At 74.1% G+C, this 18,658-nt stretch carries 12 protein-coding genes; 2 read left to right on the forward strand and 10 right to left on the reverse strand.

The window, feature by feature from the left end; all coding sequences use genetic code 11:
* Positions 1 to 59: 59 nt before the first annotated feature.
* Positions 60 to 737, reverse strand: coding sequence for a TetR/AcrR family transcriptional regulator (locus ACIQCH_RS08910; RefSeq protein WP_402579458.1), 678 nt, complete (start codon positions 735 to 737; stop codon positions 60 to 62).
* A 268-nt stretch (positions 738 to 1,005) separates the two neighbouring features.
* On the opposite strand from ACIQCH_RS08910, the gene ACIQCH_RS08915 reads away from it, so the two are divergent.
* Positions 1,006 to 2,286 carry a M6 family metalloprotease domain-containing protein gene (locus ACIQCH_RS08915; RefSeq protein WP_402579460.1) on the forward strand — a complete coding sequence of 427 codons (1,281 nt, stop codon included), beginning with the start codon at positions 1,006 to 1,008 and terminating at the stop codon, positions 2,284 to 2,286.
* 83 nt (positions 2,287 to 2,369) lie between these two features.
* Here the strand turns inward: ACIQCH_RS08915 and ACIQCH_RS08920 are convergent, their stop codons facing one another.
* The 6 genes from ACIQCH_RS08920 to ACIQCH_RS08945 all read right to left on the reverse strand — a co-directional run bounded on the left by ACIQCH_RS08920 (position 2,370) and on the right by ACIQCH_RS08945 (position 12,637).
* Positions 2,370 to 2,558: a hypothetical protein gene (locus tag ACIQCH_RS08920; protein ID WP_402579462.1), complete on the reverse strand. Its 189-nt coding sequence runs from the start codon at positions 2,556 to 2,558 to the stop codon at positions 2,370 to 2,372.
* A 152-nt stretch (positions 2,559 to 2,710) separates the two neighbouring features.
* Complete coding sequence (locus ACIQCH_RS08925; protein WP_402579464.1) at positions 2,711 to 5,695, reverse strand: NHLP bacteriocin export ABC transporter permease/ATPase subunit; 2,985 nt, start codon at positions 5,693 to 5,695, stop codon at positions 2,711 to 2,713.
* Positions 5,692 to 7,980, reverse strand: coding sequence for an NHLP family bacteriocin export ABC transporter peptidase/permease/ATPase subunit (locus ACIQCH_RS08930; protein ID WP_402579466.1), 2,289 nt, complete (start codon positions 7,978 to 7,980; stop codon positions 5,692 to 5,694). The genes ACIQCH_RS08925 and ACIQCH_RS08930 overlap by 4 nt, the downstream gene beginning before the upstream one ends.
* Positions 7,981 to 7,984: 4 nt before the next feature.
* The gene (locus tag ACIQCH_RS08935; RefSeq protein WP_402579468.1) at positions 7,985 to 8,797 is read right to left on the reverse strand and encodes an HlyD family efflux transporter periplasmic adaptor subunit; all 813 of its coding nucleotides are present in this window, start codon (positions 8,795 to 8,797) and stop codon (positions 7,985 to 7,987) included.
* 24 nt (positions 8,798 to 8,821) lie between these two features.
* Entirely contained in the window at positions 8,822 to 10,300 is a 1,479-nt protein-coding gene (locus ACIQCH_RS08940) for a SagB family peptide dehydrogenase (protein ID WP_402579470.1), read from the reverse strand.
* Positions 10,301 to 10,384: 84 nt separating this feature from the next.
* The gene (locus tag ACIQCH_RS08945; protein WP_402579472.1) at positions 10,385 to 12,637 is read right to left on the reverse strand and encodes a TOMM precursor leader peptide-binding protein; all 2,253 of its coding nucleotides are present in this window, start codon (positions 12,635 to 12,637) and stop codon (positions 10,385 to 10,387) included.
* A gap of 277 nt (positions 12,638 to 12,914) precedes the next feature.
* On the opposite strand from ACIQCH_RS08945, the gene ACIQCH_RS08950 reads away from it, so the two are divergent.
* A complete protein-coding gene (locus ACIQCH_RS08950) occupies positions 12,915 to 15,428 on the forward strand; it encodes an AAA family ATPase (protein WP_402579474.1) in 2,514 nt (837 codons plus the stop codon).
* 117 nt (positions 15,429 to 15,545) lie between these two features.
* On the opposite strand, the gene ACIQCH_RS08955 is transcribed toward ACIQCH_RS08950, so the two are convergent.
* From ACIQCH_RS08955 to ACIQCH_RS08965, 3 genes are all read right to left on the reverse strand, one after another.
* Positions 15,546 to 16,952, reverse strand: a complete 1,407-nt coding sequence (locus tag ACIQCH_RS08955; RefSeq protein ID WP_402579476.1) for an NAD(P)/FAD-dependent oxidoreductase — start codon at positions 16,950 to 16,952, stop codon at positions 15,546 to 15,548.
* Positions 16,953 to 17,131: 179 nt separating this feature from the next.
* Complete coding sequence (locus tag ACIQCH_RS08960; protein ID WP_402579478.1) at positions 17,132 to 17,740, reverse strand: VOC family protein; 609 nt, start codon at positions 17,738 to 17,740, stop codon at positions 17,132 to 17,134.
* Positions 17,650 to 18,591, reverse strand: a complete 942-nt coding sequence (locus ACIQCH_RS08965; RefSeq protein ID WP_402579480.1) for a hypothetical protein — start codon at positions 18,589 to 18,591, stop codon at positions 17,650 to 17,652. Before ACIQCH_RS08965 ends, ACIQCH_RS08960 begins: the two co-directional genes overlap by 91 nt.
* Between the last annotated feature and the right edge of the window lie 67 nt (positions 18,592 to 18,658).

Genomic DNA, 18,658 nt, shown 5'->3' on the forward strand with positions numbered 1-18,658 from the left:
GTGCCTGCGGTGTCCGTGAAGAGATGACGCTTCAGGCGCGCGGTTTGTGACGTCGGCCGTCAGGCACCGGTGTCCGTCCGGTACTTCCTGAGGTCGTCGAGGGTGGCCGGTGCCCCCGGGAGGGCGGTGCGCGCCGGGGCGCGCAGGCCGTCGAGGAACAGCTGGAGGTGGCGGTGCGCGTACCGGTCGACCTGCGGGCACGCGGTGCCCGGCAGCGGCCGGCTGAGCTGGGAGAGCGCCATCATCAGGTCGCCGGCCGCCACGTCGGGGCGGATCGAGCCGTCCCGCTGCCCGCGCTCCATGAGCTCGGTCACCAGGACCTCCAACCGGTCGCGCGCGGCGAGCAGTTCGGGGTGCAGGTGGTCGAAGTCCCCGGAGAGCATGGGACAGAGGGCGCCGATGCGCTCGTCCGTGGCGGCGTGCGCGAAGCGGTCCAGGGCGGCGGCGGAGTCGGACTCCCCCGCCAGCGCCTCCTCGGCCCGCTCGGCGACCTGGTCCATCACGTAGAGGACGACGTGGTGGACGAGGGCCGCGCGGTCCGGGAAGTGCCGGTACAGCGTGGCGTTGCCGACCCCGGCGCGCCGGGCGATGTCGTCGAGGACGGCGTCGGCACCGTGCTCGACGAACGCCTCGCGGGCCGCGGCGAGGATCCGCTCGCGGTTGCGCACGGCGTCGGCGCGCGGGCGCGGCACGCGCCGGGCGGTGCCCGTCGTGTCGATCACGTCTGTCGCGCCCATCACGGTCCCTGCTTTCCTCTCGTTCCGTCCGGCCTTCGATGGCCGGGCCCCGTCCCGCCGAAGCGGGGAGGGCGTCCCCGTTTTCCGGCGACGTAGGTGCAAACGGGGAGGGCGTCCCCGGTTATTTCATCCGCTCGTGTGACCTGAGTCACAGGCGTTCCTCGTTCGGCCTCCCCCGACGGGCGCACCCCGACGTCCCGGCAGAGGGTGATCGCACAGAGTGCAGCCCGGGCCAGGCCGGCTGCCCCGGGACCCCGAGGGCGATCGCATGGCGCACACCCGTCACGGCATATGCCGGCACCGCCGCACCAGGGCCTACATCGGCCTGACGGCGCTGGCCCTCGGCGTCACCGCCACCGCGAGCACGGGTTTCAGCTCCCGCACCCACTCCGCCTCCGGGCCGGTCTCCGCCGCCCAGGCCGAGGCCGGGCTCGCGCCCTGTCGGATCTCCGGGGCCATGGGCGTACAGATGTCGGAGGGGCTGCCCACGGCCCCCGGGTACGCGCGCTCCACGGGCGAGGTCCGGGCCCTCAACCTGATGATCGACTTCCCGGACGCCAAGGGGGAGGGCGCGGCGGCCGACCGGCTGGCCGAGTTCTTCCCGCAGACCGCGAACTGGTTCCGCACCAGCTCGTACGGGCGGCTGGTCTACCACGCCGAGGCGCCGATACGGACCTGGCTGCGGATGCCGATGCCGTTCGCCGCGTACGGGATCGAGCGCGGCTCCCCGTACGACCCGGGGTACCGGCAGCTGGTGCAGCACATCGTCGCGGCCGCCGACCCCGAGGTGGACTTCAGCCGGTACGACCTGGTCAACGTCCTGGTGACCCCGAACGCAGGCCCCTCCGCACTGGACACCGTGCTCTCCGTGACCTTCTCCGGCAACGCCGAGGCGCCGGTGGCCGACGGGGTGCCGCTGGCGAACACGTCCTTCGTGTACAGCCGCCAGGACGACGGCTCCGGGTCCTACCGCGAGACCGGCTTCCGGGTCCTCCCCCACGAGAACGGGCACGTCTTCGGACTGCCCGACCTCTACACCTCGGACGGCGGGGGCGCGGTCGGGCACTGGGACATCATGAGCGAGGACTGGGGCGCCAACAACGACCTGCTGGGCTGGCACAAGTGGAAGCTGGGCTGGCTCGACAGCAGCCAGATCAGCTGCGCCTCCAAGCCCGGGGTGAGCGACCACGTGCTCTCGCCCCTGGCGGTCGGGGGCGGCAAGAAGCTGGCGTTCGTGCCGGTCTCCGACAAGGCCGGGTACGCGATCGAGGTCCGCACCCCGGCCGGCAACGACGAGGAGGTGTGCAAGCCCGGCGTGCTGATCTACAAGGTGGACTCCGACGTGGACACCGGCCACGGCCCCGTCACCGTCTCCGACAGCACCCGCGGCAGCGGGGGCTGCACCCGGCGGCCGAACGTGCACGCGGACCTGTCCGACGCGACCTTCTCGCCCGGCGAGACCTTCCAGGACGACGACGCGGGCATCTCCGTCTCGGTCGTCGGCCAGCTGCGCACGGGCGCCTATCAGGTCCGCGTCACGCGACCGTAGGGCCGCCCCGCGCCGAGCACGTACGCCCCGCGGGCCCGCCCGTCGGGGCCCGCCGGGCGCGCCGCGCGGCGTGGAGCCACCCGTCAGACGCCGGAGTCGCGGTTGCGGCCGCGGAAGGCGTAGAACGCGCCGAGCAGCATGCCCCCGGCCGCGGCGACCACGCCGGTCACCTTGCCGTTTCCGAAGGCGGCGGAGACGACGATGGCCGCCGCGTACACCATGGGCAGCACGACGTTGAGGTTGGAGAGGGCGGACTTGGGAGCCTGCGACATGGTTTCCCTGCTCTTCGTGAGGTGCCCGGCGCCGGTCGGAGCGCCGTGGGCACGGGGGGGTGGACATGTGAGGTCCGGTCGGATCATCTCATCCGCAACCGGCCTCGAGGTACGGTACGCCGGATTGCGGATGCCGCCGACTACCTTGCCGGTCACGACATCTGAGGCCCCGCCAGACGTGCGAAGACACCGTCGGCGTCCGCGATCAGCTCCTCGTACGTGCCCTGCTGGACGATCCTGCCGCGGTCCATGACGACGATGCGGTCGGCGTCGACGACGGTGGACAGCCGGTGCGCGATGACGACCCGGGTGGCGTTCAGCCGCCGGGTGCTCTCGGCGACCAGGCCCTGCGTGGGGTTGTCGAGGGCGCTGGTCGCCTCGTCGAAGAAGACCATGCGGGGCCGGGCCACCAGGGCCCGCGCGATCATCAGGCGCTGGCGCTGCCCGCCGGAGAGGGTGTTGGTGCCCTCCGACAGGACGGTGTTCATGCCCATCGGCATGGCCCGGATGTCGTCGGCGAGGCCGGTCATCTCGGCCGCCGCCCATGCGTCGTCGAGGGTGTGGCCGCTGGTGCCGACGATGTTGGCGAGGATGTCGCCGGCCTGCAGCGCGCCGTTCTGGAGCACCACGCCGCACTGCCGGCGCACCGCCGAGACGTCGAGCTCCGCGAGGTCCTGGCCGTCGTACAGGACGCTGCCGGACAGCGGGGACTCGAAGCCCAGCAGCAGCCGCAGCAGGGTGGACTTTCCGCTGCCCGAGGCCCCGACGACGGCCACGAACTCGCCCGGGTGCACGCTGAGGCTGATGTCGTCGAGGACGACCGGGCCGTCCTGGCCGTACCGGAACGACAGGTGCGAGACCTTGATGCGGCCGGACAGGTCGCCGGGGTCGACCTTGGTGCCGTCGTTCTCCGGCTCCGCCTCGAGGATCGGCGCGAGCCGCTCCAGCATGGGCACGGTGCCCACCGCGGTGACCGCGGAGGCGGTGAACTGCAGGCCCGCCGAGAGCAGCAGGTTGAAGGCCGCGAAGAACGGCAGGAACGTGGCGAGCGGCACCTCGCCGTGCAGCGGCCCCGCCGTCACCGCGAACACCACGGCCGAACACACCAGCGGGAAACCGGCGTTGAAGGTGGTCACGGAGTTCTGCACCCGGCGCACCCGCGCCGACAGGCCGTGGCCGCGGGCGGCCAGCCGGGTCCACTCGGCGAACGCGCGCTCCTCGGCCGCCGCCACCCGCAGCTTCGGCATGGCGGTGAGCATCTGGAAGACCATCGCGGACATGGCCTGCTCGTGCACGTACTCGCGCCTCGCCCAGCGCAGTTGGAGCCGGCCGGCCACCGCGGCGAACCCGATGCCGACGGCGGTCAGGCCGGTGGCGACGAAGGCCAGCGTCAGGTCGTAGCAGAAGACCAGCACCAGGTTGGCCAGGCCCGTCAGCAGCGCGAGGGTGGCCGTGGTGAGCATGCCGGAGAGCAGCTCCTGGGCCGCGGTGACACCGAGCACGGTGGTGCCCAGCTCGCCGGTGGAGTAGCGGGTGAAGAACGCGGCGGGCAGGGACAGCAGCCTGTTCCACAGGCCGGCCTGCATGGCGGCGCCCGAGCGGCTCTCCAGGCGGAGCACCGCGAGGTTCTGCACGACGGACAGTGCGGCCGTCACCAGGCCGGAGCCGATGACGACGAGCGAGCCCTGCACGATCAGGTTGCGGTCGGCGTCGGCGACGAACTCGGCGAGCACCTTGCCGGTCATCACCGGGATGATCAGCCCCAGCAGGGCGACCAGCACGCCGGTGGCGGCGAACCGGGCCAGGTCCCGGCCGTGCCCGAGGGACGGCGAGAAGCCGAACCGCAGCAGGCCGCGGACGTCGCGCACCTTGTCGGGCAGCGGCCGGTACAGGGCCACGGCCGTGTTCCGCAGCCGGGCCGCGGTCTCGGCGGTGAGCGGGACGACCTCGCCGTCGTCGACCATGACGTACCCGTGGCCGAGCGGTAGCACCGCGACCGGCCGGCCCGTGACGTGGTAGCCGAGGAGCGGACCGAGGTCGCCGGTCCACCAGCGGCCCTCCAGCCGGATGCCGCGGGTGCGGAAGCCGGAGGCCAGGGCGATGGCGCGCAGGTCGTCCACGACGCGGCCGCGGCCCCGGCCGCGGACCGGCGGCCGGACGGAGAAGCCCTGGCGGGAGGCGACCAGGCGCACCGCGGCGAGCAGCGGCGGGTCGGCGGCGACGTCGGCGAGCCGCACCCGGGTACCGGTGTCGTGCAGGACCGCGTCGAAGCTGCGGACGGCCAGGGCGAGAACCTTGCCGTCCTGGTCCCGGCGGGCGGCCAGCTCCGCGCGTTCGCGGGCCCGGTGGTGGGCGATGCGGTGGTCGACGGTGGCGCGCAGCCGGGCCGCGTGCTCGGCGAGCGCGGCGGTCAGCCGGCCCTGCCGGTAGACGTCCAGCAGGGAGGCGGTGGCCAGCCGGGAGGTCTCCCGGGCCCGCAGCCAGTCCCCTTCGGTGAGCACCAGCTCGGCGCCGGGGCCGACCGGGGCCAGTGCGCCCGTGCCGGCGTCCGCGTCGGCGCCGGGGGCGCCGCCCTCGGTGGCCGGGTCGCCCTGCTCGAGCAGGCCGGACTCCACGCGCACGAAGCGCACGCCGTCCACGGAACGGGCGACGCCGCCGGCGTCGAGCTCCGTGCTGCCGGTGGTGGCCAGCGAGGTGAACTGGCGGGGCGGCAGGGCGCCGGGCAGTGCCTCGGCGAGGGCGGTGAGTCCGGCGGTCAGACCGTCGAGGACGCGGGCGTGGTCGAGTCCGGCGCCGCCGGTGGCGGGCTGGGGCAGGGTGGCCCGGCCCTGCCGGACCTCGTCGAGCAGGGACAGCGGCAGGGTGGTGAGGCGGGCGTCGAGGACGGGGCGGGCGACGACCGTGTGCCGGCTGTCGTCCGCCGTGCCGCAGACCACCAGCATCCCGGCCTCGGCCCGGCACAGGAAGTAGCGCCGGCCGTGGCCCTCGTCCACCTCGCAGCCCGGGGCCGCCGCCTCGTCGGCGCCGCGGTCCACGGCGAACAGGTCGGCCGCACCCGACTCCACGTACAGCAGGGTCCCGGGGTCGTCGAGGCACACGGTCCGCGCCGGCGCGGCCGCGGCGAGGGGCGTCGTCATAGTGTGTCCTTCTCCTCGGAGCGGCTGGACTCGAACAGCGCGGCGTAGGGGCCCTGGGCGGCGAGGAGTTCGTCGTGGCTGCCGCGTTCGGCGATCGTGCCGCGGTCGAGGACGATGATCTCGTCGGCGTCGCGGACGGTGGACAGCCGGTGGGCGATGATCAGGCAGGCGCAGCCGCGGCGGCGCAGGTTGTCCATGACGGTGCGCTCGGTGGCCGGGTCGAGGGCGCTGGTGGCCTCGTCGAGGACGAGCAGCGTGGGGCGGGCCGCGAGCGCGCGGGCCAGTTCCAGGCGCTGGCGCTGGCCGCCGCTGAAGTTGCTGCCGTGCTCCCACACGCGGGCGTTGAGGCCGCCGGGGCGGGACATGACCTCGTCGAAGACCGCGGCGTCCTGGAGGGCGGCGAGGACGACCTCGTCGGGGACGGTGTCGTCCCACAGGGTCAGGTTGTCGCGCACGGTGCCGGCGAACAGGGCCACGTCCTGGTCGACGTACGCCATGGAGGCCGCGAGGACGGTGCGGGGCACCTCGTCGCGGGGCCGGCCGCTGATCAGCACCTGGCCGGAGCGCGGCTCGTACAGGCCGGTCACGAGGCGGCCGACGGTGGACTTGCCGCTGCCGGAGCCGCCGACGATCGCGGTGCGCGAGCCGGGGCTGACGGTGAGGGTGAGGCCGGTGACGACCGGGTCGGCCAGCGGGCCGTAGCCGAAGGTCACGTCGCGCAGGGCGAGTTCGCCGCCGAGCCGGCCCACCGGGGCGTCGTCGTCGGGGCGCTCGAGGCCGGGCTCGAAGCAGCGGGCCTGCGGGTACTTCTCGACGTCGTGGATGCGCTTGAGGTCGGCGTTCATGTCCTGCAGGCGGCTGCCCAGGTTGGTGAGCTGGGTGACCGGGCGGCTGAGGGCGGCGAGCAGGGTCTGGAAGGTGACGAGGATGCCGATGCTCAGCGCGCCGTCGGCCACCCGCAGACCGCCGACGAGCAGCAGGACGCCGATGTTGACCACGGCCAGCAGGGGCGGCAGCACGGTCAGGACCGCCGTGGTCTGACCGAGGCGCTGCTGCGCGGTGGTGACCTTGGCGAGGAAGCCGGCCCAGCGGGTGAAGGCGTCGGGCTCGGCGCCGGTGGCCTTGACGGACTCGATGGTGGAGAGGGTGGCGAAGGTGGTGCCGACGAGGTTGCCGCGGTCGGCGCGCAGCGCGTCGACGGCGTCCTTGCGGGAGCGGGCGACGAGTTGCAGGACCAGGACGTTGAGGGCGGCGGTGGACAGGCCGAGGACGCCGAGCAGGACGTCGTAGCGGATCATCAGGCCGCCGTAGAAGACGACCAGGACGAGGTTGATGGTGGTGGCGGCGACGTCGCGGGAGAGGATCATCGCGACGGTGTCGTTGCTCGCCACGCGTTTGGCCACCTCGGCCGGGCGGCGTTGCAGGAAGAACTCGATGGGCAGCCGCAGCAGGTGTCGGAAGAACCGTGCGGAGGCCACCAGGCCGGTGCGGATCTCCATGCGCAGCAGGTAGTGCTGCTGCACGGAGGTCAGGACGAAGACCATCAGGGCGGTGACGGCCATCGCGGCGGCCAGCGGCAGCACGGCCGTGGGCGAGTCCGAGGTGAGCACCCGGTCGACGAAGACCCGGGAGTACGCGGCGCCGATGATGCCCGGTACGACCAGGAGCAGGCTGGCCAGCAGGACCAGCGGGAGCGCCCGCCCGGAGGGCAGGCGGCGGTCGACGAGGGCCGCCGCGGTGGAGCTGCGGCGGCCGCCGCGGGTGAAGTCGGGGCCGGGTTCGAAGGTGAGGACGATGCCGGTGTAGCCGGAGTCGAACTCGGACCACTCCATCAGCCGGGGGCCGGCGGCCGGGTCGTTGACGGCGACCTGGGTGCGGCCGAAGCGGGTGGTGATGCCCTCGACGACCATGAAGTGCTGGAAGGCCCAGAAGATGATGACCGGGCCGGTCCGGAGCTTCTCGGCGAGCTGGTCGGTCTCGGCCTGGAAGCCGCGGGCGACCATCCCGAAGGAGCGGGCGGCGGCCAGCACGGAGCTGGCCTTGGCGCCGTCCCGGGAGACGCCGCACAGGGCGCGCAGCTCCTCCAGAGGGACGTGCCGGCCGTAGTGGGCGAGGATCATCGACAGGCTGGCGGCCCCGCACTCCACCGACTCCATCTGGAGGACGGTGGGCACGCGGTGCGCGCGCCGGCGGGCCCAGCGGCGGGTGCGGGCCGCACCCCGCTTGCGGCGGCGGGCCTCGCGGCGGGAGGTCGTCTCGGCGGGCCGGGTCTTCGTGTCGCTCATGGGCTCAGCGCCCCAGCACCAGGTCGAAGGGCGACTGGCTGCGCAGTTCGATCGAGGCGGACACGGTGGTCTGCGAGCCGAGCCGGACCGGCGGGGTCTTGGCGGAGCTCCAGGCGTAGCCGGAGGCGGAGTCCGCGTCGGGGATCAGGTCGACGGTGACGAGGCGGGGGGCCTGGCCGTGGTCGAAGTTGTCGACCGCCAGGTCGCCGCCGACGATGGCGGCGAGGGCCTCGCGGGTGAGCGGGTAGGGGTCGACGCTGGTGACGCGGCCGCGCAGCAGGCCGAAGGCGGCCGGGGGCGCGGTGGACACCGACAGGTCGACGGGCCGGCCGGGCACCAGCCGGGCCGCCCGTTCGGCCGGTACGAACACCAGGGCCACGAGGCGGTCTTCGGGCAGGTCGGTGCGCTCGACGGTGGCGACGGTGGCGCCGGTGCGGACGTACTGGCCGGTGTTGAGCGGGGCGCTGATGACCTTGCCGGTGAACGGACTGGTGATCGTGCGGACCTGTCCGGCCGGGTCGGTGAGGCGGGCGATGGCCTGGCCGGCCTTGACCTCCTCGGCGGGGCGCACCAGCAGCTCCTTGGCCATGCCGGTGTACGGGCTCTGCACCTGGCTGGTGCCGCCGGGGTGGGTGAGCACGCCCGGTGCGTCGACGGTGACGTCGAGCCGGGCCACCAGGGCCCAGCCGACGGCGCCGGCCATGACGATGAGGACGACGAAGACGGCGATCCAGCCGCGTGGTGCCGCGAGCATCACGGCGGCGTCGAGCTCGTCGGGCTCGCGCTTGCGCTGCAGCGCCTGGTAGCGGAACTTCACGGTGCTTCCCCCCTCTTCCTGCCGTCAGTCGTCGATGGAGGGTCTGCTGCCCTCGGTGGTGGTCTGCGCGGGAGTGCCCCCGGCGGGCTCGGCGGGTGGCCTGCTGCCGAGGACGAGTTCGCCGACGGTGCCCTCCAGCAGCGGGTCGCGGCCGCTCGCGGCGGCGAACGCGGCGGTGTCGCCGCCGCCGAGGCCGCACACCGCCAGGCCCATGGCCGTGGCGACGAGGTAGACGGTCTGGTAGAGCACGCCGACGTGCTTGAGCACGAGCGGGTAGGCGACCGTCTCGTACTTCCACATGACGCGGCCGAAGCGGGCCGCGACCAGCAGGACGACCTGCGGGTCGTCCTGCATCATCGTCGCGTCGCGGGCTTCCTTGACGAGGGCGCCGGTGGCCGGGCCCGGGGCGGCGACCAGCTCCAGCTCGTGGCGGTCGGGCGCGTAGCGGTAGAGCCCCGGCTCCAGGCCCTCGCACCGGGTCACCAGCGGGTAGACCTCCAGCTCGTGGACGGCTCCGCCGCTGGGCAGCGGGCGGTCCGCGAGCTCCTGGCCGTCGCTGCCGGTGAAGGTGGAGCGGATGCGGACGGTCCGGTAGAGCAGCTCGGCGAGCTGGGCGAGGGTGATCGGGGCCGCGGGGTCGTGGGCGCGGACGGAGGTGCGCCGCTCGATGGCCTCGGTCAGGGTGAGGTCCCGGGAGACGATCTCCTCGAGGTCGGGTACGGGCAGTGCGACGCGGGGTCCGTCGCCGACGGGCGCCGCCACCGGCTCGGGGGCGAAGCGGTCGCCGAGCGGGTACGTACCGCCGTAGCCGGGGGCGCTGGCGGGGGTGCGGGTGCGGGCGTGGAAGGCCCGGTCGAGCGGGTCCCACTGGAGGCTGCCGCGGTCCTCGGCCTCGGGATCGGCGTCGGGGCCTCCGGGCGCCAGGGCGCCGGCCGTGGCCAGCAGCCGCAGCAGCGGCGCGGGGACCCGGTCGGCCGGGTCGGTCCAGGTGGTCAGGGCCGGGAGCAGTGCGGCGGCCGCGGTGCCGAGTTCCACGGCGAGCGGGCTGCCGGGGGCGCGCAGGGCGAGGGTGCCGTCGGCGGGCAGGAGGAGCGCGTGCCGGCTGACGCGTACGGGGCCCCGCGGGGCGGGCCTGAGGGTGGTGCCGCCGCGGCCCACGGTGACCAGGCGGGCGAAGGTCGAGCCGTCGGGGCCGGTCACGGCGTGCTCCAGCAGGCCGGCCGCCTCCAGCCGGGCGCGCAGCATCTGCCAGCGCAGCAGGCCCGTTTCGCCGTCGTGGGCCACGACGTGGGCGGTGACCGCGGCCTCGTCCTGGTCGTCCTTGGCGAGGGCGTGCAGCGCGGCGGTCGCGCCCGGCGTGAGCTTCAGGGCCACGGAGCCGCCGGAGCGGGTGGTGATGCGGCCGTCCTCGAAGGCCGCGCCCCGGGCCAGCCGGCTGGTGAGGGTGTACGCGCCGGCAGCGGTCTCCGGCGCCCCGCCCGGGTTGATGGTCGTACTGGTCATGGCTCCAGCCCTGGGGTAGGGGCGCGGGCCAGGGCGAGTGCGTGCAAGCCCTGGCCCGCGGGTCGGACGGGTGGTGGGGCGCCTTTAGAAGAAGACGTTCCAGCTGTTCAGGTCGGCCTCGGCGGTGGGCTCGTCGAGGATCCCGAGACGGACCGGGGCGTCGTACAGCCGGCCGGGACCGACCCGGCGCCAGAAGTGGCGCAGGCCGGGGGCGATCACCTTGACGACGTTGAGTTCGAGGTCGGGGCGGGTCTGGTCGATGACGATGACCTCGGAGCCGGCCTCCCTGATGCGGTCGACCTGGTCGCGGATGCGGGCGGCGAGGTCGAAGCCGGCCGGCGGACCGACCTTGGTGGCGGGCAGGTCCGGGTCGGGCAGGAGCCAGGGCTCCTTCTCGACCGTGGCCTCCTTCAGCCAGGTCATGGTCTCGAGGTCGTCGACGAGGTAGGCGGTGTTCCCGTCGGCGTCGCGGTTCTCGATCATCGGCAGGAACTGGTTGAGCTCGGTGAGGGCCCGGAAGGCGGCGACGCGCGGGTCGGGGTGGGCACCGAAGCCGACCATGACGTCCTCGACGCTGTGGCGGCGCCGGGAGGCGGCGACGTACACCGGCATCCCGAGGTCGAAGCTGAGGTCCATCATCCACAGGTCGCGGTCCTGGGCGTCGTAGTAGGCGCGCAGCTGGTCGACGTACGGGTCCTGGAGCGAGTCCATGTCGAAGGCGGGGCGGCGCAGCCGGTTGTACCACCACAGGGCGACGGCGTCGCGCTCGGTCAGCTCGCACAGGCCCTGCAGGATCGCTTCCTCGAGGGTGTTGCCGGCGGCGCTGCCGTTGGAGTCGGCGATGCAGAAGAAGTGGTCCTTCAGGTCCGGGTGGCCGTACCAGGAGTAGGCGGCCGGGACCAGGCGCTCCTCGTCGTGGGTGAGCGACCAGCCGCGGGTCCAGTCGATCGCGGCGTCCTCGGGGAACGGGTCCGGGACCTTGTGCAGCCGGTTGGCGGGGTCCTGGTTCCACTGCTCGCGGCCGGCGACCTGCGCCTCGGAGAAGTGCAGCAGGCGGCTGGGGTGGACGGCCGACTTCGGGTCGAGGTCCTGGTAGGCGGCGCGCAGCACGGGCTCGTCGCCGCGCCAGACGCCGACGTAGCGCTCGATGGCCTCGCAGACGGCGCTGACCTTGGCCTGGATCTCGGAGCGGCCCTTGCCGCCGCTCTGGCCGCGCAGGTTGCGGCGCAGCAGGTCCATGCTGTCGTTGACCATCGCGAAGTTGTGGCCGGCCGCGAAGCTGTAGGTCAGCGTGTTGTTCTCGGGGGTGTGCGACGTCAGCTTGGTGATGGCGCCCAGGTAGGGGCTGATGTGCTTCTCCAGGCGGGCCAGGGTGGCCTCGGGGCTGGTGACGCGGTAGCCGCCGTCGCTGGTGTGGCGGGCCTCCTCCGGCGCCAGGACGATCTTCGGGCTGCGCTCGCTGACCAGGGCGGGGTTGCCGCAGGAGCGGCACTGCGGCTGGCGGATCAGCCGGTGGCGCTCGGTGGTCAGGGTGGCGAGGTCGAGGGTGACCATCTGCCCGCACAGGGCGCCGGGTTCGCCGGTGGCGGCGATGCGCGCGGCCTCGGCGGCGATGAGGCCGGCGGCGGCCAGCGGGCCGGCCGCGATGCCGGCGAGGGCCGGGTGGCGGGGCACGGTCTCGCCGCGCTTGCCGGCCAGGTAGCGCTCCAACTGCCGGTTGCCGGACAGGCGCTGGGCCAGGCAGGACCAGCAGCCGGTGTGGTCCGGGTCGAGGAAGGGGCCGATCCAGGGGGCGACGCCGCCGGTGCGGGCCAGCAGCCAGGGCCGGGCGGCGGCCAGCTGGAGCTCGTTGCGGCGCTCGAGCGCCGGGTCGAGGTAGTCGTCGACGAGGACGACGGCCACGCCCTCCTCGGGGACCTCGTCGAACGCGCCGGTACGGGCGGCCAGTCCGAGCGCGCGCACCGCGGCGAGGACCGGCTCGGGGTCCACGCCGGGCGCCGCGGAGACGGTGACCGGGGCGGTGCCGAGGGTGGCGGCGGGGTCGATGCCGAGGGCGTCCCAGTAGGCGAGGGTGCCCTCCGGCAGGTCCGGACGGCCCTCGGCCAGGTGCCCGGCGGCCTTGAAGCGGGTGATCGCCTGGAACACGGCGGGGATGGGCAGCGTGCCGGCCAGCGCCTGCACGATCTCCATGACGGTGTGCCGTCCGTCGAGGTACGGCACCACCGCCGCGGCCGCCTTGCCGGGCACCAGGTAGTCCTGGCCCTCCGCATAGAGGAAGACCCGCTCCCCGTCCAGCACCTCGACGTGGAAATGGGCCTTGAGCCGCGGCTTTTCCATCTGTCCCCCTCTGTTCTCACGATCAGCCCTGACGTGGCATCACGCTCCCCACCCAAACACGGGGACAGCCGGGGGTAAATGCTTCACCTGATACGCAGAGCAACCCTGAAATACGTACCGGGAGGCCGCGATTCGTACGTATCGAGAAGCTGTCGGGCGTACGGCGGATGGTGCGGAGTTGAACAGTCCGGCTACCAGGGTTACCGCGGGAACCAACAGAGCCCGAGGTCACGTCCATTGGCTTGATCTGCACCCTACGGAATGCGACATTGACCCAATGCATTCACCCAACGGGGACCTGTACCACCGTGAACGTGAGACAGCACTTCTCCGGGAGGCCGTTGACGAACTCGCCCTGGGACGCCCGACCGTGGCCACCGTGCACGGGACGCGCGGTATCGGCAAGTCCGCTTTGCTGAACGCCATTCCCGGGATGCTTCCCCCTCACACCCTGGTCCTGCGGGCGCGCTGCCATCCCAGCGAGAGCCAGTTCCCGTACAGCATGGTGAGCCAGCTCTTCGACCCGGTGCTCGGCGGAGCCGTCGGCGGCGAGGCGCCCGTACCCGGTCCCGAGCAGGAGGGCCGGCCCACCCACGAGGCGCTGCTGACGCTGCTGCGCGCGACCCGTTCGCTGGCCGTGGACCGGCCGGTGGCCATCCTCGTCGACGACCTGATCTACGCCGACGAGCCCTCGCTGCGCTGGTTCTCCTACATCGCGCGCCGGCTGGACGACCTGCCGGTCCTGCTGGTGGCCACGCTGCCCGCCAGCGCCGCCGCGCAGGTGACGGACGAGCTCGGCCCGCTGCCGTACCTGCTGCGCCTGTGGCCGGAGCCGCTGTGCGAGACCTGCACGACCGAACTGGTGGACCGCTCCTTCGACAGCCCGGTCGACCAGGAGCTGGCCGCGCTCTGCCACACCCTCGCGCACGGCAACCCGCTGGTCCTGCACGACCTGGTGACGCGGCTGCGCCGTACGCACGTGCCGCCGGGCGCACCCGACCCGGACCAGGTGCTGCCGATCGGCTCGCAGGCGCTGTCGGAGACCGTGCTGGCCTGGCTCGACGAGGACGACCCGGCCGCGAGCGAGCTGCTGACCCAGCTGGCCGTGCTCGGGCCCGACACCGACCCGGCCGTGTGCGGGGCGCTCTCGCAGCGCGGCGAGGTGCACGAGCAGCAGGCCCGCGAGACGCTCGTCCGGGCCGGGCTCCTGGAGGCCGGCCCGGCCGCCCGGTTCGCGCACTGCGCGGTACGGCCGGCGGTCCTGGCCCGGGTGCCCGCCCACGAGCGGCTGGAGCTGCACGGGCGGGCGGCCGCCGTCCTGGCCCGCCTGGGCGCGCCGGCCCGGCAGACCGCGGAGCACCTGCTCAAGGCGGGCTGCGGGTGGGGGCTCGACGTGCTGCGCGGCGCGGGCGCCCAGGCGGCCGGCGTCGGCGACCACGAGTCCGCGGCCCGCTACCTGCGGCGGGCGCTGGCCCTGCTGGACGAGCCGGGCGACGGCGCCGACGAGGACGCGCAGGAGCGTGCTGAATCGTTTCTCGACCTGACCGTGCGGCTCGGGGCCGTCGAGCTGCACCGCGACCTGGACGCCTGCGTCCGGCAGGCCTCGGCGGCCGCCGACAGCCCGCTCGGCCCGGTCCGGCGAGCCGAGGCGCTGGCCCGGCTCGCCTCCCCCGCGCTGGTCGCCCGCGTCGAGGGCGCCCAGCCCTTCGTCCGGGTCTGCGGCGAGCTGGCCGCGCTGGCCGCGCCGCCGCGCGAGCACCTGCTGCGGCTGACCGCCCAGAGCCTGCTGACCGGGCACCGGGCGGGGCTGCGCCGGGCTGCCCGACTGGCCGCCGGCGTCCCCTGGGACACGGCCGCGCTCTCCTTCGGCGGGGCGCTCGCCGCGGCCGCGGCGGCCAGCGGCCGCTTCGGCACCGCCCGCCGGATGGCCCACCGGGTCGCGGCCGGCCCCAGCAGCGCGGCCGACGGGGCGGCGCCCGCCACGACGGCCGGCCTGGTGGGCGCCGCGCTGGCACTGACCTGGACCGGCGACCTCGGCGTGGCGGCCGTCCTGGCCGACCGGCTGATCAGCACCGCGCGGGCGGCCGACGACCTGGCCAGCGTGCTGCTGGGCCACCTGATCTGCGGCGAGATCCACCACCGGAGGGGCGAGGCGACCTCCGCGCTCGCCGACGCCGAGACCGCACTGCGGCTGGCCCGTCGGCTGGGCACGTCGGCACTGGCCTGCGCGGCGGTTTCGAGCGCCGCCCGCGCCCTGGTGGTGCTGGGCAAGGTCGGCGAGGCGGCGGCGCTGCTGGCCGACGAACCGTCGGCCGGGGACGCCCACCCGTTCATCAAGGCCCTCTCGCTGCAGGCGCACGGCACGGTCGCCGCGGCTCGCGGCCGGCACGCCGAGGCGGTGGGGCTGTTCCTGGACTGCGGGCACCGGCTCGCGCTGCGCGGCATCACCAATCCCGCGTGCGTGACGTGGCGGGCGCAGGCCGCGCAGTCGTACCTTGCGCTCGGCGAGGTCTCGGCCGCCGAGACCATCCTGAACGGCGCGCCGCAGGAGCCGGCCGGCACGGACCGGCCCGCCGCCCCGGCGCCGGAGCGGACCCTGCTCAGCCCCGCGGAGCTGCGGGTGGCCGGGCTCGTCGTACGCGGCTGCTCCAGCCTGGAGGTCGCCGAGAAGCTGTTCCTCAGCAAGCGCACGGTCGACACGCACCTGGGCCGCATCTACCGCAAGCTCGGCATCCACAGCCGGCACGAGCTCGCCGGGGCGCTCGGCGAGGAGGTGGAGGTACTGGTCTGATCGCATGGGGTCCGGATGCTCCGTTCTCCCGTGGGGGGACGTACGCCGACGCCCCCCGATCCGGTCGTGGGCGGGGCCTTGCGGCCCCGCCCACCCGTGCGCACCGCCCTCGGGGGCTCAGGCGTGCGCCGTCTCCGCGGCCCGGCCGGCCCGGCCGATGCCCAGCCGCGGAGTGGTCTTCAGGTACAGCCCGGTGGCCGCGTCGTGGCTGTCGAGGTCGTGCTGCCGGGACATCCGGGCGGCCAGCACGTCCTGCGGCAGCGGCGTCGCGCCGCCCGCCCGCGCCGCGTCGTCGAGGTCGAGGACGCCGGCCGTGAGCGCGGCGAAGGCCTCGCTGTCGGGCGCGGAGCGCATCGGCTCGGGGGCGGGGCGCTGGTTCATCAGCTCCGGGTGGCGGCCGCGGGCGAGCCGCTGGGCGAGCCAGAAGTACGTGGACTTGCCGCGGTACTGCTCGTAGAAGCCGGCCACCATCGAGAACATGCGGGCGTACGCGTTGCGGTAGAGCGACTCGTAGAAGGACAGCGCCTCCTCCTCGGTCACCTCGCCCGCGTCCTGCGCGAGGATCGAGGCGGCCGCCAGCATCCCGCTGTACATGGCGAGGTGGACGCCGGTGGACAGCAGCGGGTCGAGGAAGCAGGCGGAGTCGCCGGCGAGGAAGTAGCCGGGCCCGCAGAAGCTCTCCGCCGTGTACGAGAAGTCCTGCTCGACCCGGACGTCGTGCTGGAACTCGCCGTGCGCCACCAGGTCGCGAACGGTCTCCGACTCCTGCACCGCGTCGAGGAACAGGGACTCCATGTCCGCGTACCGCTGCTTGCGCTTGAGGAAGTGGTCCTGGTGGGTCACGAAGCCGACGCTGTACACGTCGTCGGCCAGCGGGATGACCCAGTACCAGCCCTCGGGCGCGGAGATGACGTTGATCCCGCCCTTGGGGGTGCGGGGCAGCAGCTCGCCGCCCTTGTAGTAGCCCCAGACCGCGACGTTGCGGAACACGTCGTGCGGGGTGCGGTTGGCGAGGTGGCGCACGGAGATCAGGCCGGCGCGGCCGGTGGCGTCGATGACGTGGTCGGCGCGGGTGGTGTGCTCCTGGCCCTCGTGGGTCCACTCCACGCCCGCGGCGCGGCCGTCCTCGAAGAGCACCTTGCGGGCCTGGGCGCCCTCGATGACCTCGACGCCCTGGGAGGCGGCGTGCCGCAGCAGGACCTCGTCGAAGTCCGCGCGGTCGACCTGCCAGGAGGTCTGGGCGGTGGTGCCGAAGATCTCGGGCCAGTCCACCACCCAGTCGCGCTCGGCGCCCCAGCGCAGCAGGAGGCCCTCCTTGACCATGTAGCCGCGCTCGGCCACCTTGTCGAGGGCGCCGGCCAGTTCGATGATGGAGCGGCAGGAGGTCGCCACGGATTCCCCGATGTGGTAGCGGGGGAAATGCGCGCGCTCCAGCAGTTTCACGCGCGCGCCCTGCCGGGCCAGCAGCGCCGCGGCGATCGAGCCTGCCGGCCCGCCGCCCATGACCACGATCTCGGATGCCATCGGTTCACCTTTCCCCACCCGTTCCCCCGGTGGAATCCGCCGCATTCCGCGCGGCCGGGTCGGCCGGGGAATTCGTCGCAGCGGGGGTTTTTCTTCCGGGAGAAACCCTTGCACGGTAGGTGAGTTCGGATGAACAGGCGGAGATGCGCAGTAACGGAATTACGTATCCCGCCGCATGCTTAACCGGCGGCGGGGAGCTCCGTCACGGCGAACGCCGCGCCCCAGGGGTCGGCGAGCAGGCCGGGCGCCGGGCTCCGGGCGCCCGCGGCCCGGGCGAGGTCCTCGAAGGCGCCGACGTCGGTCACCCCGAAGCTCGGCACCCAGCGCGGTGCGTCCGCCCGCTCGGTCGCCGGGTGCGTACCGCTCACCCCGTGATAGAAGGCGGCCGACTCCTCCGGCCGGGGGGTCTGCAGGGCGGCGCCGGTCAGGGCGCCGGGCTCGTCGACGAGGACCACGCCCTCGTCATGGGCGCCCTGCCAGAGCCCGAAGGGGGCGCCGACCGGGTCGACGGCGAGGCTGAGCCGGCCGTTCCCGCCCGCCGGGACGGCCCGGACCAGGAGGCGGGCACCGTGCTGCTCGGCCCGCCGCCCGGCCGCGTCGAGGTCCTTGGCCGCGAGGTACACGCTCCACGCCGAGCCGAACCGGGGGCCCGCCGGGCTCGGCCCGAGGCCCCCGACGATCTCGCCGCCGAGCAGGATCAGGTGGTAGCCGCGGCCGCCCTCGCGTCGGAACTCCCAGCCGAAGACAGCAGCGTAGAAGTCCTTTGCACCGGTGGGGTCGACCCCCACGTGGTCGACCCAGCAGGGCGTTCCCTCGGTGTAGGCGGTACGGCGGGGCACGGCACGGCTCCCTTCGTGAGCACGGTCAGTCGGTCGTCGAGCAGGTCGGCGGCCTCCTCGGCCCCGCCGGACTCGGGCAGCAGCAGGCGCAGGCGCGGGGCGACGGCGAACGCGGGATCGGCGCCGGCGTCGGGCGGCCACACCGAGAGGGCGAAGTCCCGCTCCTCCAGGTGGCACCGCTGGCCGCCGGTGGTGCACAGCCGCACCAGCGTGGCCGGGCCCAGCCGCTCCCCGATGCCCACGGTCTCGATCAGCCGCTCGGGGCGGACCCGGACGAAGTCACCGGTCAGCGGCGACCGGGCGGGCCGCACGTCGGGCGAGCCGTCGACGAGGCCGGCGGCGCGGGCCGTCTCCAGGGCGGGGCCGCGCAGCGCGAGCGGCAGCTGGAAGGGCAGGGTGTGGCCGGTGACGCGGTCGACGACCAGGTACTGCGCGGAGACCATGCGCCAGCCGCGCCCGCCGAGGGCGAGGGCCACCGAGTTGCGGGGCGAGCCGATACCGCCGACGAGCGCGACGACGCTGTCCTTCCGGGTCAGTACGGCGGCCTGGACGACGGCGTAGCGCTGGTTCATGGCGGCGAAGGGCGGCAGCACCGGCGGGATCCCGCCGATGCCGTGGTAGGGCAGTCGGCGCAGCAGTCGGCCCTCGCCGTCGACGACCCGCACCTCGTTTCCGGTGGCCCCCGAACCGGTCCGCTGGGCGAAATGCACGACGAGTGCCGCCCGTTCGAGTCCCGCCCCTTCTTCCAAGAGATGGGGTCCGAAGAAGAACGACAGGTCGGCCTGCTCCACCACCCCCATCACTTGGAGGATCGCCCCAAAGAACTCCAGCGCAAATACCGGCATGTCCCCCCAGCCCCCCGTTTTG

Source organism: Streptomyces sp. NPDC093225, assembly GCF_044753805.1.
GTDB lineage: Bacteria > Actinomycetota > Actinomycetes > Streptomycetales > Streptomycetaceae > Streptomyces.